Genomic DNA, 18,291 nt, shown 5'->3' with positions numbered 1-18,291 from the left:
AAGAAAGCTAACTCTTTTTACAGCCAAGGCTGGAAAAGGTTAGCTTATTTTATTTATACATACACATATATAGGAGCGTTGGTTATGCGAGGCAAGGATCCGGGTAAGCTACGACTGTTGGCGTGGTCATCTTGTCTGAGACGATGAATTTAATCAAAAATAACTATAATTAAACTCGCCAACTTACACATACAGGAACTTCATACCCTACAGAGAACAATGTAAATAAGACTGTGAACTAGAAGGAGATTGATGAATGGAAAATGAGTTGGAGAAATGGATCATAGAGGCAGATATAGCAAGTATGCAGCAAGCAATGAGCACAGGTAGGGTTACTTCGGAACAATTGGTTCATATATATCTAACCCGCATAGAAAAGTATGACGCCATATTAAATGCCATTTTAGAAATAAATCCAGATGCTTTAGACATAGCCAAAGCTTTAGATGAAGAACGAAAAGTGAAGGGCAGTCGTGGATCCCTGCATGGTATCCCTATTCTGCTGAAGGATAATATCGATACACACGATCGTATGCATACTAGCGCCGGTTCTATCGCATTAGCGGAGTCATTCGCAGCAGCCGATTCCTTCGTGGCGGCACAGCTTCGAGCGGCGGGGGCTGTGCTGCTTGGTAAAACGAATATGACCGAATGGGCAGGCTACATGTCAGGCGATATTTGGGCGGGTTATAGCTCAAGAGGTGGTCTCACCTTAAATCCTTACGGCCCTGGCGAATTATTCGTAGGCGGTTCAAGTTCAGGCTCAGCAGCGGCCACGGCAGCGAATCTAGCAGCAGCGGCGATTGGAACGGAAACGTCGGGCTCTATCATCAGTCCTTCCAGCCAGAATAGCTTAGTTGGCATTAAGCCTACGATTGGACTAGTAAGCCGAACGGGCATCATCCCTATTGCTCATAGCCAGGACACAGCGGGGCCTATAGCAAGAACTGTCAGCGATGCAGCGATTTTGCTCGGCGCTTTGACTAACATAGATGAGCGTGATGTTGAGATGTTAGCGAGTAAAGGGCGTTCTTTCCAAGACTACACCCCATTCTTAGACGCCAATTATTTGCAGCAAGCTAGAGTAGGGATCCCGAGATTTTATTATCAAGAATTAGATAAAGCTCGGCTTGATATTGTGGAGGCGGCTATCGCCGTTTTGAAACAAAAGGGTGCGACTATTGTTGATCCGGTAGAACTTCCGTGCGAACAGATGGACTGGGATGGTAATGTCATGAGATTTGAATTTAAGAAAGACTTGAATGATTATTTAGCCCAGTTGCCCGGCTCGATTCCCGTTCATTCTTTGGCAGATGTCATTGCCTACAATGAAGCACATGCAGATCAAGCATTGAAATATGGACAAGGAACCTTAATCTGGTCAGAGGAAACGAGCGGGACACTAACGGAACAAGCCTATTTAGACAGCAAAAAGAGAGATAAAGAGATGTCGCGTGAGCAGGGGATCAATCATGTTTTAGAGAAACATCATCTGGACGCTCTGCTATTTCTAGGATTTGTGGGTGGGGCTGATCTTGCGGCAAGAGCCGGTTACCCGTCCATTACTGTACCGGGAGGGTATGCTGCAACGGGGATTATCGCACCAGGCGGGTACACAACGAAGGGGCCACAAGGTATCACTTTTGTAGGAACGGCTTTTAGCGAGCCCACTTTGATTAAAATTGCTTATGGGTTTGAGCAAGCGGCGAAACATCGCATTCAACCCGAGTTAGCAACTGCTGCGAAAGTAGAGGTAGAATAAAATGATGAATCTAAGAACGATGGTTGTTGGATTAATCAACGATCATGTGGCTAAGGCATTCATGCGGTTATGGGAGCATGAGGAAGGAACTTTAAAAGTTTGGCGAGCAAGCTCTAACTTCGTATATCGATTTGAAAATAAAGGTAAGAATTTTTTTTTGAGGTTTTCTTTTGAAAGAGCACAGACTCTGGAGCATGTAGAGGCTGAACTTGATTTCATAAATTACTTAGCCTTATCTCATTATCCTACAATTGTGCTTATACGTTCTAGCGAGGGTAAGCTAGTTGAAAGAGTAACGACAAGTAAAGGGGCATATATTGGTGTTGTGTTCAGTGATGCGGAAGGGGAAAGTTTAGATTGTGATCAAATGAACGATTCGCAGATGGAGGCGTGGGGGAAATCACTTGGCAGCTTGCATGCAAGGTCACAGGTATATGAACCTGCTAAAGGAATAAAGCGTCAGGATTGGCGGGATGGACTGGATTATATTGCAATGGCATTAGATCGTCATCCACATGAAAAAGAAGCCTTGATGGAGCTGGATAACCTGAGGATTTGGCTTTATTCTTTAAAGCAATCCAAACATGAGTATGGTCTCATTCATTATGATTTTCAACAGGATAACATTTTCTGGCATGCAAGTACGTCGCAATTTCATGTTATTGATTTTGATGATGCTATGTATCATTGGTATGCGATGGATATTGTTGCAGCTCTTGCCGACGTGTTGGATAATACAGAGAGGGATTCCAGCAGCCAGGTTGAAAGCTTTCTGAGAGGCTATAAGGCAATATGTCCATTAGACAAGCAAATGATAGAACACTTTCCAAAGTTCCTAAGGTTCTCTAAGCTCTTTAGCTTTTCAAGAATCTTAACAGCTTTGGAGGACAGTGATCTATCAAATACGCCACCATGGTATGCAGGATTGAAATTAAAGCTCATGACAATGACGGACGAAATGAGACTTGGTTTCGGCAACCCATGGTGACCTACTGATCAGCGGTACATGAGGAGGATCACAACTTGGAAATAAGGCGTTTATGGCAACCAGATATACCGCAAGTACAAGCATTAATGATGGACGTGGTGTCACGTCTTCCTTCTGATGCGCTTTATTCGATGGACCGTTTGGAGGCACTATACGAATATGTCCAAGACAAGGGAGAGATGTATGGCACTTATCAAGGCGAAAAGCTTGTTGCATATACGGTTATCGCATTTCCCGGTTTAAGTGCCAATAATCTCGGACGAGAGTTTGGAGTGCCGGAAGCAGATCTACCAAGAGTTGCTTCTCTAGAAGGAACTCTTGTCCATGAATCGGTCAGGGGACAAGGTCTGCAGCGGCATTTTCATGCTTTGAGGGAACAGCGAGCGCGGGAACAAGGTATGTTATACCTCTACGCAACCGTGCATCCTGACAATGGAATAAGTCGTCAAAACTTAGAAGCAGCAGGCTTCATACTTCAATTCACCCGCCTGATGTATGGCGGTCTTCTAAGGCATTGCTATGCGAAGAAGCTTGAAGTACTTGAATTGCTAGACTAGGATGTTAGTGGATAACGGCAAGTTCTCTAACTTTTTTCCACGCATCCAAATGCTTTTCCAAATTACCGACTAAGGTATTGAGATCATTCAGAAATTGTTCTTTATCTTGGGCATCGACGTCTAAGGCTGCAACTTGAAAATCACTAGGTGCAGGAAATGCGTTAAGCATTTGCAGAAGTTTGGCTTGAATTGGGCTAGTTGTTGGGTTAGTTGAAGCTGCAGGAAGCCCGCTTTGTACCGGCATTTCTGTTTTATTGTCCGAGACTATTTCCTTGGCTTTCTCCGCTTTCTCCACTTTTGTCGGAGCTTTTGTAGCTGCAGGCTTGGCGCGTTCTGCTCGGTTGTTTTGAAAGACGGACCAAGTTTCGACCAGATCATGACCTGATTTATAGAGAAGCTTCCCTTTGGTGCTCTCTGAAATATCTTTATCTTTGAACATGCGAGCAATCTTTTTGACATCACTAACAGGCATTTCATCTCTGGCAATAATCAAAGCAAGCGGATCGCGGTGCTCGATCGGTAAATCTTTGATAGGCAGCAGCTGGTCCTCGGTCAACTTGTCTTTTCGAATTTCTGTGCCGCTTACGATCAGTTTCTTAACTGAATTTCCAAACTTTAACAAATCACATTTGTTTTTGATGTAAGTTTCCGGCTTGCCAAGTTTGCTAGAAAGGTATTTAATAGAGGAACTGAACTTGGAATCATTCATAAGTTTGTGGAAGGCCTCGGCTTCCTCAATGGGGGAAAAGCCTTCCCTTGTCAGATTCTCCGCAATCTGTTCTAAATAAATCTCCAACTCATCCGTTACGGTCGATACGATACAGGACATGGTTGGGCGTCCCAGCATTTTGCTAGCTTTGTATCTCCGGTTCCCGTAAATAATTTTGTACCGGTTGTCTGCCGTTGTTCTCACTTTAATCGGAGAGAGTAAGCCGATCTCCTCGATGCTTTTCATTAATTCTTGGAGCGCCTCTTCATCAAATTGATATCTGGGCTGATCCGTATCCTCGTCAATTAAATGCATGGGAATTTCATGTATATCCATATTCATTTCTCCATTCGTTCAGGTTGTCCTTGGATTATTATATAACAAGGAACAAAATCGTGGAAATGCTAATCATGGTGCTAGATAGGAGGTCAATCATGTTTTCATGTAAAATAAGTGATGAACTCGAAATAAAAATACTAGAAGTCAGGCATGCAGATGCCTTATTCCATTGGACGGATAACTTCAAGAGCCGCTCAGTTCCGGTGAGGTTGAAATTCAAGCATGAAGGAACAATTAGACAGGCCGAGTTCAGTTATAATACCTTTCATGATCATGAGGTTTATGGGATTTTGGCAGAAGAATGGGAGTAAATAAAGTGGGAACTTTAGCAAAACGCACCAAACTGCATTACGGCTGGATTGTTGTCCTGGTGACCTTCTTTACCTTGATTGTATCGGCGGGTATACGCTCGGTACCTAGCATTTTCATGCTTCCCTTTGAAAAAGAGTTCGGATGGGGCCGCGCGGATGTATCCTCCGTTGTCTCCATTAATATTTTTTTGTATGGTCTGATGGGGCCTTTCTCCGCTGCATTGATGGAGCGTTTTGGTACCCGTCGGGTGGTGCTGATCTCCCTCATTTGCATCGCGGCCAGCCTTTCGCTGACGCCTATGATCACGGCTTTGTGGCAGTTTCATTTGCTTTGGGGGGTCGTTGTGGGGCTTGGAACGGGTTCACTTGCCAACGTGCTCGGTGTCACGATCGCGAATCGATGGTTCACTCAGAATAAAGGCGTAGTGGTTGGCATTCTGACAGCCAGCGCGGCGACAGGGCAGCTGCTATTTCTACCTCTTCTGGCTAAAATAACGGTGGACGTCGGTTGGCGCTATGCCATTTATACAGCGATCGCTGTGATCGCGGTGTTAATCCCTGTTGTAGCGATCTGGATGCGCAATCATCCCTATGACATAGGTGCTGCTCCCTATGGGTCTGATCAAGTCGTCAAGCCTGCCGAATTCAAAGGCAACTTGTTTATGACTCCTCTGCTTACCCTTCGAGATGCCAGTAAGAACAAGGCATTCTGGCTGCTTGCGGGGACGTTCTTTTTCTGCGGGTTCTCCACGAATGGGTTAATTGGTACGCATCTTATTCCCGCCTGTGGGGATTTTGGCATTCCTGAAGTAACCGCAGCGGGATTGCTGGCGCTTATGGGCATCTTTGACTTGGTCGGGACGACAATGTCCGGTTGGTTGACCGACCGATTTGACGGCCGTTGGCTGCTGTTTTGGTACTATGGGCTTCGCGGAATTTCGCTTATTTTTCTGCCGCAAGCGCTCGGATTAGGCTATACGGAGCTTCTTATTTTTGCCGTTTTCTACGGATTAGATTGGATTGCAACCGTTCCGCCAACCGTGAAGATCGCATCGGATATTTTCGGCAAGGAGAAGGCAGGCATGGTCTTTGGTTGGATTGTAGTCGCTCACCAGCTAGGGGCATCCTTTGCTGCTTATGAAGCAGGTCTGCTGAGAGATTTGCTCGGCAGCTATTCGCTACCTTTTCTTATGGCGGGCTTCGTATGTATGATTGCTGCCATCATGGCTATACGTATTCAACGTACAGGAACGACAGCCAGGGCGTTGTAAAATCGGAAAACAAGAAGGGCCCAGCCATTTAGGCTAGGTCCTTCTTGTTGTTTTTCATCCATTTTTGCAAAGTAATACCAAATTCAATAAAAAGATTGCATCGGAAGGTTTATAGATGAAATAATAGAGGATAATGATGTCGAATTGTGACATAAAACTTTCATATGACTTAGGAGTAGAGTAGCATGAAAATGATTCAAAACACGATAATAGCTCTAATTTTCGTCATATTAGTTTCATCGTCAGAGTTTGTTCTTAATAAGTATAAGGACTCCTTACTCCATGAGCTTGAAATTACGGAACAGTCGCAATTATCCTCAAGAGCATTGGCATTACAATCCGTTATTGACCGTAATTTTAATATGATGGTAAGCCTGGAAGCTTATGTGGATGCGAGTTACTTGCAAAACAAAGACGATAAAGAAGTCATGGAATTCATTGCATCTCTTTATCATGGCGCTCAGGGATCAACGTTTAATTTAATTATTGCACCTAAAGGAGTTATGAAGTTCGTTTATCCGATTCAGGGTAACGAAAGTATATATAATTGGGATTTGCTGCAGGATCCCCGTACAAATATTCAACAGCAAATTTCAAAAGCTTTGCAAACTAAAAAAATGACAATGAATGGCCCGTTTAAATTACTTCAAGGTATTAATGGTTTAGTCGCTCGAAAGCCAATCTATCAAGATGGTGTTTTTTGGGGCTTCGTATCTGTGGGTGTAAATCTGGATCAACTACTTGTCGAAGCAGGAATTAAGAATAGAGATACAGGGGATCTACAGATTTCCATCCGCAATCCTGGCGAGCCTGCGTTCTATGGCGACGATTCTATTTTTCAAGAAAACCCGATGATAGCCACCATTGAGCATACGGAGACGAAATGGGAGCTTGCTGCGCTGCCGCAGGCAAGTGCTGTTCAGAATATTAAGCGGCAAATCATATTAATACGCAGCTCTTTTATGCTTGTTCTGCTTATCGGCCTCATCTTTATCCTGTATATCGTTAGACAGCGGGATAAGTTAAGCGGAGCGGTAAATGAGCGCACACAAGAGTTACAGTTTGCAAATGAGGATTTGACTGCTGCGAATGAAGAGCTTTTGGCAGGACAACAGGAATTGTATGATTCAACCAAACGCTTGCTGGAATCCGAACAAATGCTATCGTATATGGCTTATCATGATGTTCTGACAGGGATACATAATCGAGCCCATTTTCAAATGATCTTGAAAGAACAAATTGTACACAACGAAATTAATCATACATCCCTTGCTATGCTTTTCTTTGATCTGGATAACTTCAAGATGGTTAATGATTCGCATGGTCATCATATGGGCGATCTTATGCTGCAGGAAGTTGCTAATCGTATAGGGCAATCTAACCTTCCCTTTCATACATTTGCCAGATTTGGTGGGGACGAGTTTGCCATCCTGCTAGAAGATTGTCCAAGTGAGAAGGAGATTCAACTCTTCTGTGAACAATTAATAGATATCTTAAAGCCGCCTTGTTTGTTATCGAATCGCTCTTTTTTCATTAGCGCCAGTATTGGTATCGTGCAGTATCCTTATGGGGGTGTAACTTGGGAAGCATTGCTCAAGAATGCGGATATTGCCATGTACATAGCCAAAAAAGAGAGCGGCAGCTCATACAGCTTCTTTAATCAGCAGATGGCCATGAATTCCCTATCAAAGCTGGAGATGGGAAATCATCTGCGTCAATCACTTGACCGGAATGAACTCGAAATTGTGTACCAACCGCAGGTAGATTGTTTATTGGGCAAAATTATTGGTGTTGAAGCACTCTTGCGTTGGAATCATACGACCAAAGGTTATATTTCTCCCGCTGACTTCATTCCTCTAGCAGAAGAAATAGGTACGATTGCTAGTATTGGTGATTGGGTGCTGAGAGGTGCTTGCAAGCAGATGAAGGTTTGGCACAGCATGACGATTGAACCTTTAGCTATTTCCGTCAATCTATCGGTCAAACAGCTGAATGATGAACGTTTTGTTGATAAAGTGAAACAAATTTTAGAGGAGACAGGCCTGGAAGCTAAGTATTTGGAAATGGAAATTACCGAAAATTTCGCAATGCAGGATGAGCAGCTGGACGCACTTAGCAAGCTTCGCCAACTGGGCATTGCGATATCGGTCGACGATTTCGGTACACATTACTCCTCTCTAAGTTATTTGAAAAGGTTCCCAGTCACCAAAATCAAATTGGACCAATCATTTGTCCGCGGCGTACAAACGGATGACAAGGATCGAGCGATGATCAAAGCGATTATTTCCGTAGCCAATTCGTTTCAACTGCAAATTATTGCGGAAGGTGTTGAAACAAAAGAACAGGCGGACTTCTTAGTCGCGAATGGCTGCAGTCAAATTCAAGGCTACTACTTCTACCGGCCTATGACTGCCGAGCAAGCACTGCCTGTGTTACAGGAATGTTTACAGCCTAAGCTTGCCTTTCTTGAATCAAACCCATCTGGCCATATTGAATAAAAATAAACAAAAATCTCCCCCGCTGAAGGCAGCGAAGGAGATTTTTTCTCTTTTAGAGTTGAACGATTTGTTTTTGTTTATTTTTGAAATAGACCCAATGTTTGAAGCCGATCTCTTTTAACGTCTTGCTAACTTCTTCCCAATCATCAGCAACTCGGCTTGGCAGATGAGCATCAGAGCCGAAGGTCACTTCAACACCATAATGCAGCGCTTGCTCCAATATTTCATTGGAAGGGTACCAGCCTCCTACGTCCTTCGTTTTGCCGGAAGTATTGATCTCAATCGCTACACCTGCTTCTCCGATGATCTTCAACGTTTCGTTAACCTTAGGTGTGGAGATATCAGAGAAGGCTGGATAGAAGCCTTTCATTGCATCGATATGACCAAGAATATGGAACATGCCGGAACGTGCAGATTTCGCAATAAGGTCATAGTACTCTTCTTTATGCTGGATCTTCTGCTCTTCATTTAGTTTTTTCCACCTGTTGCGATTGAAGATGCTGACACCACCTGATAGATGAACAGAGCCAATAATGTAATCAAAAGGGTATTTCGCATATTCTTGACGATAGATCTCGACATGATCTGGGAAGTAATCAGATTCAACACCGAGAAGTACATCAATTTTACCTTCATATTCTTTTTTTAGTTGCAGAACTTCCTCGATATATCGTGGGAATTCGCTCTTAGCCATGGCGATTAAAGGTTGAGCATGGTCATCTGGGCTTCCAAAATAGGGGGAATGGTCAGAAATTCCGATGACTTGCAATCCGCGGGCAATAGCGGCTTCAATATAGTCGCGAATTTTATCCTGAGCGTGTCCACATCGGTCATGATGGGTATGTAGGTCGAATTTCATCGAAAATAACCTCCTTAGAGTTTTGCTTTAGCAAAACTGACATCGTAAGCATGAACCTTAGAGTTTTGCTTTAGTAAAACTGGCATCGTAAGCTGTAAATCTTATTCTGAGCCGAGAAACTGGGTTTCCGGCATTCCTTTTAGATCACGAAGGAACTGCTGCATCGCAGAATTTAAGTAGCGTCCTGACTTATATACTACACCTACAGGATGCGTAATATCCAATTCGTTCACTTTGACCATTTTCAAAGTTCCATGTCGCAGTTCATCTGCAACAGAAAGCTTGGAGATGATTGCAACCCCGAGATTTAACTCCACCATGCGCTTCACTTCCTCGCTGCTGGATAGCTCCATCACTATATGTGGGGAGACTTCATAGGCTTTGAAGATTTGATCGACGAATCGTCGTCCAGCTGTTTCTGGAGAAAGCATAATGAATGGAATGTTGCGCAGCTTCTCAATGGATAAATGGGCAAAACGGCTAAGTGGATGCGCCGTGGAAACAATCAGCTCGAAAGTATCATAATAAAGCACGGAAGTTTCTAAGGCTTGATTTTTTTCGAACAAATACGTAATTCCAATATCAATTTGACTATTCTCCACTGAGTTCATGATTTGGGAAGAGGTCATCGAGTGAATGGTCGTCTTGATCAGTGGGAATTGGTCTTGGAAATAGGACAGCACCCTCGGCAAAATCTGCATGGCAATCGACGTTGTCGTGCCAATGTGGATATGACCTTGCGGCGTATGATGTAAGTCGGACAATCGCTGCTTGAGATCACTGGCAATCCGCAGCATTTTTTCTGCGTGTTCCAAGAACAGCTTACCACTATCGGTTAAAGTAACAGGCTGATTGCGATCAATGAGAATTGTGCCGAATTCGTCTTCAAGGCTCTTAATTTGCGCGGAAACGGCAGGTTGGGTCAAGTTAAGAATTTCGCCAGCTTTTCGAAAGCTCATTGTTTTGGATATGGTGAGCAATGTTTCTAACTGGTTCATATTCATGAGCATACCTCCTGCTTTTCATAGTAAAGATACAAATAAAATTTATCGGAATTGTAAAGGACATAAAAACCTTTTGTAACCCCATTATATGATAGGAGTAGCGGAATCGGCAACATTTCAGAATAAAGATGGACAACCAAGCACAATCAAGCGTGGAAGTTAGGACAAATATAGCCGATTTTCGTTGCTAATTACTCAAATTTGATTATAATATTTTATATATATTAAATAAACTATGAAGGAGATTCATTTTATGTCGTTAACCCGTAAGTCAAATACAACGTGGACCGTTGTGGCGTTGATGTTGGGACTTTTACTGGCTTCGCTTGATCAAACCATTGTTTCAACAGCGATGCCAACGATCGTGTCCAAACTAGGCGGTTTCAGCCAATTCGTCTGGGTTTTTTCTGCGTATTTAATTGCGAATGTGGCTGCCATGCCCATTTTCGGTAAACTCTCCGATATGTATGGTCGAAAACTATTTTTTATTATCGGTATCATTGTATTTATGATTGGCTCAGCCTTATGTGGAACGGCTGGATCGATGACCGAGCTCATCATCTACCGCGCCATTCAAGGTATCGGGGGCGGAGCCCTTATGCCGATTACTTTTGCGATCATTTTTGATATTTTCCCGCCAGAGAAACGGGGTAAAATGCAAGGGCTGTTCGGGGCTGTATTCGGACTATCCAGCGTACTGGGGCCAATCATTGGCGCTTACTTCACCGACCATGTAACTTGGGAATGGATTTTCTTTATTAATCTCCCCCTAGGCATTGTATCCTTATTATTAATCATTTTCTCTTATCACGAATCCGTGGAACACAGTAAGGCGAAAATAGATTGGGGCGGTACTATTTTTCTGACAGCATCGATTATCTCCCTCATGTTCGCATTAGAACTTGGAGGTAAAGAATATGCTTGGGATTCCTTACAAATCATCGGGTTGTTTGCAGGTTTTGCTGTTCTCTTAGGTACATTTATTATGATTGAAAAATATGCAGCAGAACCGATTATCCCACTTGATTTGTTCAAAAATCGGCTATTTAGCGCCAGCATGGGTGTCAGTTTCGCTTATGGTGCGGTTTTGATCTCAGCCGGTACATACATACCTTTATTCATTCAAGGTGTATTTGAAGGCTCAGCTACAAGTTCAGGCTCTACCTTAACCCCAATGATGCTTGGTGTCGTGGTCAGCAGTGCACTCGGCGGACGCTTCATCGGTAAGTTCTCTTATCGCAACGTCATGCTTTTTTCCATAGTCTTACTGCTGCTGGCAACTTCGCTTTTAGGCGGACTCTCTATCGATTCCAAACGCTGGCTAATTACAACCTATATGATTCTCCTTGGTCTTGGGCTTGGCGCTTGCTTCCCAATTACATCGATGTCTGCGCTGCATAAAATAGACTTTCGCCGAAGAGGCACTGTAACATCGTTGGTTGGTTTCTTCCGTTCCGTAGGTTCGGCAATCGGGGTAGCGGTGTTTGGCAGCATTCAAGTCAACTCACTAAGAAATAACATTACAACATCCCTTCAGGATCCAGCGATGGCTGAGAAGTTTCATGATGCGCGAATTCTGCTTCAGCCACAGGTTCGAGCAAACATTCCCGCTGATGTTCTACACAAGCTCCTTACAGCATTGGCGGATTCCATTGCCGTTGTTTTCCAGACGACCATTGTTCTGGCTGTAATCGGTCTTGTGTTCATCTTATTCATGGGTAACGCTAAGCTTGAAGTGGGAAGCGCTCAAGTCAAAGAAAGCGCACCAGTAGGACACTAGGAGGTTAACATCCATGTCGATGAAGCTCGTCATTCTCGGACTGCTGATGGAAGCCAATCGGCATACCTATGAAATTCGGCAGACGATGAAAGAAAGAGGCATGAACAACTACATGAAGCTGCAAGACGGCTCGCTGTATTATGCGATGGATCAACTCCATAAAGATAGACTCGTAGAAGCATATGAGGTTGTACGGGACACGAATCGCCCGGAGAAAACGATCTATCAAATTACCGCAGCCGGGAAATTAAAATTTCAAGAACTATTAGTGGAACAATTGCATGAAGAAATCAAGCACTATCATCCGCTTTATGTCGCTCTGCCTTTCTCCGTGCATGGAGATCAGGCGAAGATTGCCGACATTCTTGAGAATAAGATTTTGGCCCAAAAAATGATTATGAACAAGATGAAAAGCTTGTATGAAGAACACATCTCCATTGTTCCAAGAGTTGTCCTTCAGATGTTAATAGGAACCTATAAGCGGGCATTTAGCGAGTTAAAATGGCTGGAGCAGCTGCAGAAGGATGCCAGAGAGGGCCGCTTGCAAGAGAAGAACTCCCCGCTGGAAGTTGACTGGGACCGTATTGAATAGAAGAAAGCCGCAACTGCTCGTGTTGAGTGCAGTTGCGGCTTTTTATTTGAAAGTGGCGAGGTAACGATATAAAACATCCTTAAAGTAGCTTTTTCTCTCGCTAATCCCACTTTAGCGATGAAAAACTTCCTTACTTCAACCCAGCCTCACGCAACTGGTGTAAAACAGCTACTTTAAGTAATATCAGTCTGTGATCAGTCAGATACTCTTGTATACCCAGCATGCATTTTGAAGTAGGCACTATAAGCTGCCCATTCCGTTGAACTGCTCGATGAAATGCTGCAAATCATCGCAGATCAAGTCCGGCGTCAAGCCCGCCGACGCCAGCTGCTCTTGCACGTTATCCGCCGTGGCGACACCGGTCAATACGAGCGCCGTGCGGCATCCCGCCAACCTGCCTCCGCGGATGTCGGTATGTACGTTATCGCCGATGACCCAGACATCGGCGGCAGGCAGCCCGAGCCGCTCGATGGCGTAAGCCATGATGATCGGCGAAGGCTTGCCGATCACCACGGGCTCCATGCCCGAGGCGGCGGTGATCGCAGCTGCCAGGGAGCCAGCTCCTGGCATAAGCCCACCATCCGACGGCAGCATGCGGTCGGGGTTGGTTAGAACATAGGTCGCGCCATGCTTCAGATGGCGGACCGCTTCGGTCAGCTTCTCGTAGGAGAAGCTGCGGTCAATGCCTTGGACGACGTAATCCGGCGTCGTCCCACCCAATGCGAAGCCGAACGCCTCCAAGGCGATCCGTAGTCCGGCTTCGCCGACCATATGCACGCGGTTACCTCCGCGCTGCTCGGTCAAGTACTGGGCAGCCGCCTGCGCTGACGTATAGACGGCTGCCGCTGGAATCTCTATGCCGAGCTCTAGCAGATGCTCGGCAACCTGCTCTGGCGTGCGAGACGAGTTGTTCGTCACGAGCAAATAAGGCAGTTGGTGCTGCTTTAACCAATGAATGAATGCAGCCGCATGGGGAATCGGTTCATGCCCCCGGTACAGTGTGCCGTCTAAATCAATGAGAAAACCTTTCATCTTGCTAATACTCCCTTCATATGTTTATTGCGTGGAAGGAAGTGTGATCTCTACCGTCGTTCCTTCTTCTAATTTACTGCTAATTTCCATAAAGCCGCCATGTGCTTCAATAATTCGAAAACAGACCATAAGGCCAAGTCCTGTTCCTTTTTCCTTCGTACTATAAAATGGTTCTCCAAGTTTGGGCAGCCGCTCTGGTGCAATACCGCACCCCTGATCGATAAAACGTATAGTTATGTAGTTTCTGTTATTGTCCAGTAGAGCTTGAATACGCATTGTACCACCTTGTGACATAGCTTCCAACGCATTTTTCATAATATTGATGAAAACCTGCTTAAGCTGATGTTCATCACAGGAGACAGGTGGCAGATCGGGCATAAGTTCTGCTTCAATCTGAATATTCCCAAGCAGTGCTTGAGGTTGAAGGAGTTCAATTGTGCTTGTGACAATGGAATCCAGGGTTTGAGTTGCGAAATGTGTCGCCTGCGGCTTAGATACAAATAAGAACTCATTCACAATAAATTCGATACGCTTTAGTTCATTTTGCATGATCTCTATGTAATATTTCTCTTTGTCATTATTCGTCTTAAGCAGTTGTAAGAATCCCTTCAAAGCCGTTAGCGGATTTCGGATTTCATGTGCAACGCCAGCAGCCAATTGCCCAACCGCTGATAGCTTGTCTGATTTGATTAGCAGCTCTTGCGTCTTTTTCAGCTCGGTAATATCTTTGAAAGTAATAACCGTACCTAGAAGCTGACCTTTGCCCTCAAGCATAGGACTGGACATGTACATGACGGGGAAGGTGGTTTCATCTTTTCTCCAGAACATATCCTCTTGCATATCAGAAAATTCATGATTCAAAATCGTATCCAAAATAGGACTTTCCTCAGGTGGATAAAGAGTACCATCGCTCTTAACGGGTCGAATGAGATTATGAATTTGCCGGCCCAGCATTTCATCTACTTTCCATCCGGTTATAGCCTCAGCGGCCTTATTCCAGAAAATTGTGCGACCACTCATATCAATCCCGTAAATACCTTCCGAAACGGAATTGAGAATGAGTTGATTTTGCTTATACAGCTTATCGATGACCTTTTTCTGTTCCTTGACTTCAGTCAAATCTTTAAGAATGGCGAAGACCCCAACAATACTGCCATCTACCATCGTCGGGACGAACGTTACATTGGATTGAATAGGGTATCCTTTCTGATGTATAAATGCAGCCTCGAAATTTTGCGGCATCCCGGCCGAAGCCACTTGGAAATGATGCAATGCTTTGAGCAGATCGGGCGGATTGATCATAGGAATGAAGGAAGTTAACATCGAGGTCTCATGAGCTAGTCCTAGAAGACTTTCCAAACCATGATTAGCGGACAATACCTCGCCGTCCAAGCTAAACGAGATAATAGAATCAGGATGATTATCATAAAGTGATTTATATCGCTTCGCGGTTTCGTTAATGGAGGATTCTCTTTTTTTAATTACTTTAATGCCAAATAAAGCTAATCCGAGTATGGAGCTAAATAGAATAACATCGATAAATAGACCTATCAATGGGTTATCTTGCACATAAGCAAGAGGATGTATAAAGTAGAAATTTGTCCCAATCAAAAATACGGAAATAATATGATAAACAAGCGCAAGTTGATATAAATTCCAATTTCGAGCAGTAATATGCTGTTTATTCATATAGACTTTCAACGCCCCTTTAAGGAATTTTCTCCCATAAGCTTATCAGGATTCGACACGAATATATATATTCTTCCATATTCATGCTGCAATTTCCTTTGTTCATGAACAATTGCATCGTTGTTCGACAATATAAGTATGAAGGTAGGATGAGTTTGTGTATCTGAGTAGTAGGAACTATTTTATCGAAAAAGACAGTATACTTGTCCTAATTTTTTAGGTATAATGTTGAAAAAGGTCGTTTTTCTGTGGAACTTATTCACAAATGAGATCGGAGCGGAGCTATGAAGGCTGAGTACATTAATCCCTTTTTGGAGTCGGCTAGAATTGTCATCGAGCAAGTTGCTAACATTCGCCCAACAACGGGGCAGCTCGGCGTCAAAGACGTCAAATTTGTGGAGAAGTATATCTGGATACAAATCGGGATGACCGGGCAGATGGAAGGCGATATTGTTTTCGGCTTAGCTGAGGATGTTGCTTTGAAAATGGTTTCTGCCATGATGGGTGGATTTATTATTACAGAAATGGACGAAATGGGTAAGAGCGCCATCTCTGAGCTTGGTAATATGATTAGTGGGAATGCAAGCACGATGCTTTTCAATCAAGGGGTAAGGGTGGATATTACACCACCGAAGATTGTTCAATCTGCAACGGCTGCTGGATTTGTGCCGAAGAAAGCATTGACCATACCTTTGATCATGGATAACATTGGCGAGCTGGATATTCAAGTATTAATCACGTAAGAGACCTATTATAGATACATATGCTAAAATGAACTGGAGTGCTGCTGAAGCGGTATCTCCATTTTTTTTACATAAACTGTGCCATAAGGAGAAGGTAAGCTTGAACATTTCGAACAAAATCGTCTTGATTACAGGAGCTTCGAGCGGCATTGGGGCCGTGATGGCACAGCAATTTGCAGCTAAAGGAGCCATTCCTGTATTAACTGCACGCAGTACAAATAAACTTGAAGAAATTGCTTCGGGCTTGCAAGGGCAGCATGCCGTTTACGAGATGGACGTAACGAATACAGAGCAGGTTCATGATGTTGTGGGACAAATTATAGCCAAATTTGGTCGTATTGATATTTTGATTAATAACGCGGGGTACGGGATATTTGAGTCGTTTACGGCGGCGCCGCTTGCTCATTTTGAAGAAATGATGAATGTAAATTACATGGGCCTAGTCCGCTGTACCCAAGCTGTATTGCCTCATATGTTAAAGGCCGGGAGCGGTCATATCGTGAACGTGGCTTCTATGGCGGGTAAGATCGGTTCGGCCAAATCCACAGGTTATTCCGCGACTAAGCATGCAGTGCTAGGCTTCACGAACAGTTTGCGGCAGGAGCTTATAAGAACTGGGATCTCTATAACAGCGATTAACCCGGGACCCATTTCAACTCCTTTCTTTGATAAAGCAGACCCGAGCGGTAACTATGTCAAAAATGTGGCTTGGTTTATGCTTAAACCGGAGAAAGTCGTCAAAGAACTCATACATGCGATAGAAAGAAATATTCCTGAGAAAGATCTTCCTTTTGTGGCTGGAATGGGAATCAAATTATTTCATCTATTCCCGCGAATGTTCGATCGCTTGGCATCAGGCATTTTAAATAAAAAATAAGCGGCTCCCAGTCATAGATTGGGATTCCGCTTTTTTTCTTTCATTGATGGATGATTCTAAGTCTGTTCTGGCTTTTTCGCCGCTTGTAAGGCCTGGTTCAATTCTCGAATTTCTTCGAAAATGCGACGTACTTCGGCTTTGCCTTCTGGATGCGTTTGATTCCAGTGGGAGGTTAATGCCGGCAGCGACTTATGAACATGATTAAAAAATGCCCAAATCTTAATTTTCTCAAGCATTTCAGGTGAAGTATCGCCCGTGATGAGTTCAGCTGTTTTGAACACTAAGGAATTAAATTCATTCTCAAAATCTGTATTCATAGTTTCATCCCTTCGGATGGAAAATAGGTGGAGTACATTTAGTTTATATGATGATAAGAGAGCTGTCAAAATAGGGGGAACCCATGCCCATTGCACTAGATGATATCCGAGATGGTCAACTATTAGGAAAAGAGCAAATTCGCTGCTTCGTGAAGCATATATCGCTGTATATCCTTACTTATGTTAGTCAAGGCCTAAAAGTGAAAGGCCTTTTAGCCGTTCCAGATGGAACAAGTCCACGACCTGCTGTCATTTACTGCCGCGGCGGCATTAAACGTGTTGGGATGGTTCGTAAACGAAGAATTATATCGATGGCTAAACGCGGCTACGTCGTCTTTGCTCCCTATTATCGGGGGAATGAAGGTGGTGAAGGGCGTGAGGATTTTGGCGGAGAAGACAGGTTCGATTTGTTTCATGCCATTCCAATGGTGCAATCTTTAGAGGAAGTGTTGCCAGGTCCTATACCATTGATTGGATTTTCCAGAGGTGCTGTTATGGCCATGCGTGCAGCCCGAGAGTGCAGCGGGGTTGGCCCTGTTGTCGTTTGGGGAGGTGTAAGTGACATGTTGGATACCTATGAACAGCGTGTAGATTTGCGGCGGATGCTCAAACGGGTTGTCGGACATCCGAAGAAGCAAGTCGAAGCTTACATCGATCGCTCCCCGGCATGTTGGGTAAATGAAATCAACTCGCCCATCTATATTATCCATGGAACGAATGATTCACAAGTGGACATCGGACATGCAAGAAAACTGGCTGACTCTCTGGATCAAGCTGGCAAAGATTACACGATGGCTCTATATACAGGACTAGATCATCGGTTCCCTCGAAAAGAAGATGAAAAGGCTCTGGATGACGTATTTACATGGCTCAATGAAAAGCTTGAACGAAGTAAGCAGGAAGTCTTTTCCAATTAAATTAATTATTATTATTGTTTACTCCCCCTTTATGACCTAAAATAAG

17 protein-coding genes are annotated in these 18,291 nt (G+C 44.0%); 11 read left to right on the top strand and 6 right to left on the bottom strand.

Features of this window, described 5'->3' with window-relative positions; translation table 11 throughout:
- Positions 1–256 precede the first annotated feature (256 nt).
- Genes QFZ77_RS33615 through QFZ77_RS33605 form a run of 3 tightly spaced genes read left to right on the top strand, consistent with a single transcriptional unit; the run spans position 257 to position 3,307 of the window.
- Entirely contained in the window at positions 257–1,762 is a 1,506-nt protein-coding gene (locus QFZ77_RS33615; RefSeq protein ID WP_307447076.1) for an amidase family protein, read from the top strand.
- Position 1,763: 1 nt separating this feature from the next.
- Positions 1,764–2,750, top strand: a complete 987-nt coding sequence (locus QFZ77_RS33610) for a phosphotransferase enzyme family protein (RefSeq protein ID WP_307447073.1) — start codon at positions 1,764–1,766, stop codon at positions 2,748–2,750.
- A gap of 35 nt (positions 2,751–2,785) precedes the next feature.
- A complete protein-coding gene (locus QFZ77_RS33605) occupies positions 2,786–3,307 on the top strand; it encodes a GNAT family N-acetyltransferase (protein ID WP_307447070.1) in 522 nt (173 codons plus the stop codon).
- Positions 3,308–3,311: 4 nt separating this feature from the next.
- On the opposite strand, the gene QFZ77_RS33600 is transcribed toward QFZ77_RS33605, so the two are convergent.
- Positions 3,312–4,352, bottom strand: coding sequence for a ParB/RepB/Spo0J family partition protein (locus QFZ77_RS33600; RefSeq protein ID WP_307447067.1), 1,041 nt, complete (start codon positions 4,350–4,352; stop codon positions 3,312–3,314).
- Between the two features lie 98 nt (positions 4,353–4,450).
- Here QFZ77_RS33600 and QFZ77_RS33595 point away from each other — a divergent pair, with 98 nt between their 5' ends.
- From QFZ77_RS33595 to QFZ77_RS33585, 3 genes are all read left to right on the top strand, one after another.
- Positions 4,451–4,666: a GNAT family N-acetyltransferase gene (locus QFZ77_RS33595; protein ID WP_307447064.1), complete on the top strand. Its 216-nt coding sequence runs from the start codon at positions 4,451–4,453 to the stop codon at positions 4,664–4,666.
- A 5-nt stretch (positions 4,667–4,671) separates the two neighbouring features.
- The gene (locus tag QFZ77_RS33590) at positions 4,672–5,937 is read left to right on the top strand and encodes an MFS transporter (protein ID WP_307447062.1); all 1,266 of its coding nucleotides are present in this window, start codon (positions 4,672–4,674) and stop codon (positions 5,935–5,937) included.
- 185 nt (positions 5,938–6,122) lie between these two features.
- Positions 6,123–8,435 (top strand): bifunctional diguanylate cyclase/phosphodiesterase, encoded by a 2,313-nt coding sequence (locus tag QFZ77_RS33585; RefSeq protein ID WP_307447058.1) that lies wholly within the window; start codon positions 6,123–6,125, stop codon positions 8,433–8,435.
- Positions 8,436–8,487: 52 nt separating this feature from the next.
- On the opposite strand, the gene QFZ77_RS33580 is transcribed toward QFZ77_RS33585, so the two are convergent.
- Positions 8,488–9,294 (bottom strand): histidinol-phosphatase, encoded by an 807-nt coding sequence (locus tag QFZ77_RS33580; protein WP_307447055.1) that lies wholly within the window; start codon positions 9,292–9,294, stop codon positions 8,488–8,490.
- A 101-nt stretch (positions 9,295–9,395) separates the two neighbouring features.
- Positions 9,396–10,298 carry a LysR family transcriptional regulator gene (locus QFZ77_RS33575; protein ID WP_307447052.1) on the bottom strand — a complete coding sequence of 301 codons (903 nt, stop codon included), beginning with the start codon at positions 10,296–10,298 and terminating at the stop codon, positions 9,396–9,398.
- A gap of 253 nt (positions 10,299–10,551) precedes the next feature.
- Between QFZ77_RS33575 and QFZ77_RS33570 the strand changes: the two genes are divergently transcribed.
- Together QFZ77_RS33570 and QFZ77_RS33565 are read left to right on the top strand one after the other, a co-directional pair.
- On the top strand, positions 10,552–12,078 hold the full coding sequence (locus QFZ77_RS33570; protein WP_307447049.1) for an MDR family MFS transporter: 1,527 nt from the start codon (positions 10,552–10,554) through the stop codon (positions 12,076–12,078).
- Between the two features lie 13 nt (positions 12,079–12,091).
- Complete coding sequence (locus tag QFZ77_RS33565; protein ID WP_307447046.1) at positions 12,092–12,670, top strand: PadR family transcriptional regulator; 579 nt, start codon at positions 12,092–12,094, stop codon at positions 12,668–12,670.
- A gap of 240 nt (positions 12,671–12,910) precedes the next feature.
- On the opposite strand, the gene QFZ77_RS33560 is transcribed toward QFZ77_RS33565, so the two are convergent.
- Positions 12,911–13,702: a TIGR01457 family HAD-type hydrolase gene (locus QFZ77_RS33560; protein WP_307447043.1), complete on the bottom strand. Its 792-nt coding sequence runs from the start codon at positions 13,700–13,702 to the stop codon at positions 12,911–12,913.
- Between the two features lie 24 nt (positions 13,703–13,726).
- Positions 13,727–15,391, bottom strand: coding sequence for a PAS domain-containing sensor histidine kinase (locus QFZ77_RS33555; protein ID WP_307447038.1), 1,665 nt, complete (start codon positions 15,389–15,391; stop codon positions 13,727–13,729).
- A 284-nt stretch (positions 15,392–15,675) separates the two neighbouring features.
- Here QFZ77_RS33555 and QFZ77_RS33550 point away from each other — a divergent pair, with 284 nt between their 5' ends.
- A complete protein-coding gene (locus QFZ77_RS33550; protein ID WP_307447034.1) occupies positions 15,676–16,134 on the top strand; it encodes a chemotaxis protein CheX in 459 nt (152 codons plus the stop codon).
- A 100-nt stretch (positions 16,135–16,234) separates the two neighbouring features.
- Positions 16,235–17,011 (top strand): SDR family NAD(P)-dependent oxidoreductase, encoded by a 777-nt coding sequence (locus tag QFZ77_RS33545; RefSeq protein ID WP_307447032.1) that lies wholly within the window; start codon positions 16,235–16,237, stop codon positions 17,009–17,011.
- Between the two features lie 56 nt (positions 17,012–17,067).
- On the opposite strand, the gene QFZ77_RS33540 is transcribed toward QFZ77_RS33545, so the two are convergent.
- The gene (locus QFZ77_RS33540; RefSeq protein WP_029197400.1) at positions 17,068–17,328 is read right to left on the bottom strand and encodes a DUF2573 family protein; all 261 of its coding nucleotides are present in this window, start codon (positions 17,326–17,328) and stop codon (positions 17,068–17,070) included.
- An 83-nt stretch (positions 17,329–17,411) separates the two neighbouring features.
- On the opposite strand from QFZ77_RS33540, the gene QFZ77_RS33535 reads away from it, so the two are divergent.
- On the top strand, positions 17,412–18,245 hold the full coding sequence (locus tag QFZ77_RS33535; protein WP_307447027.1) for an alpha/beta hydrolase family protein: 834 nt from the start codon (positions 17,412–17,414) through the stop codon (positions 18,243–18,245).
- The last annotated feature ends 46 nt before the right edge of the window (positions 18,246–18,291 follow it).

It is taken from the genome of Paenibacillus sp. V4I3 (assembly GCF_030817215.1).
In the GTDB taxonomy this organism is placed as follows: domain Bacteria; phylum Bacillota; class Bacilli; order Paenibacillales; family NBRC-103111; genus Paenibacillus_E.
The sequence above is the reverse complement of the archived record's forward strand: the minus strand, read 5'-3'. Positions and strand labels throughout refer to the sequence as shown.

Bases quoted from the DNA above. Each gene is read 5' to 3' on its own strand.
- QFZ77_RS33615 (WP_307447076.1), top strand. From the start codon at position 257: ATGGAAAATGAGTTGGAGAAATGGATCATAGAGGCAGATATAGCAAGT.
- QFZ77_RS33610 (WP_307447073.1), top strand. From the start codon at position 1,764: ATGATGAATCTAAGAACGATGGTTGTTGGATTAATCAACGATCATGTG.
- QFZ77_RS33600 (WP_307447067.1), bottom strand. From the start codon at position 4,352: ATGGATATACATGAAATTCCCATGCATTTAATTGACGAGGATACGGAT.
- QFZ77_RS33595 (WP_307447064.1), top strand. From the start codon at position 4,451: ATGTTTTCATGTAAAATAAGTGATGAACTCGAAATAAAAATACTAGAA.
- QFZ77_RS33585 (WP_307447058.1), top strand. From the start codon at position 6,123: ATGAAAATGATTCAAAACACGATAATAGCTCTAATTTTCGTCATATTA.
- QFZ77_RS33580 (WP_307447055.1), bottom strand. From the start codon at position 9,294: ATGAAATTCGACCTACATACCCATCATGACCGATGTGGACACGCTCAG.
- QFZ77_RS33575 (WP_307447052.1), bottom strand. From the start codon at position 10,298: ATGAATATGAACCAGTTAGAAACATTGCTCACCATATCCAAAACAATG.
- QFZ77_RS33570 (WP_307447049.1), top strand. From the start codon at position 10,552: ATGTCGTTAACCCGTAAGTCAAATACAACGTGGACCGTTGTGGCGTTG.
- QFZ77_RS33565 (WP_307447046.1), top strand. From the start codon at position 12,092: ATGTCGATGAAGCTCGTCATTCTCGGACTGCTGATGGAAGCCAATCGG.
- QFZ77_RS33560 (WP_307447043.1), bottom strand. From the start codon at position 13,702: ATGAAAGGTTTTCTCATTGATTTAGACGGCACACTGTACCGGGGGCAT.
- QFZ77_RS33555 (WP_307447038.1), bottom strand. From the start codon at position 15,391: ATGAATAAACAGCATATTACTGCTCGAAATTGGAATTTATATCAACTT.
- QFZ77_RS33550 (WP_307447034.1), top strand. From the start codon at position 15,676: ATGAAGGCTGAGTACATTAATCCCTTTTTGGAGTCGGCTAGAATTGTC.
- QFZ77_RS33540 (WP_029197400.1), bottom strand. From the start codon at position 17,328: ATGAATACAGATTTTGAGAATGAATTTAATTCCTTAGTGTTCAAAACA.
- QFZ77_RS33535 (WP_307447027.1), top strand. From the start codon at position 17,412: ATGCCCATTGCACTAGATGATATCCGAGATGGTCAACTATTAGGAAAA.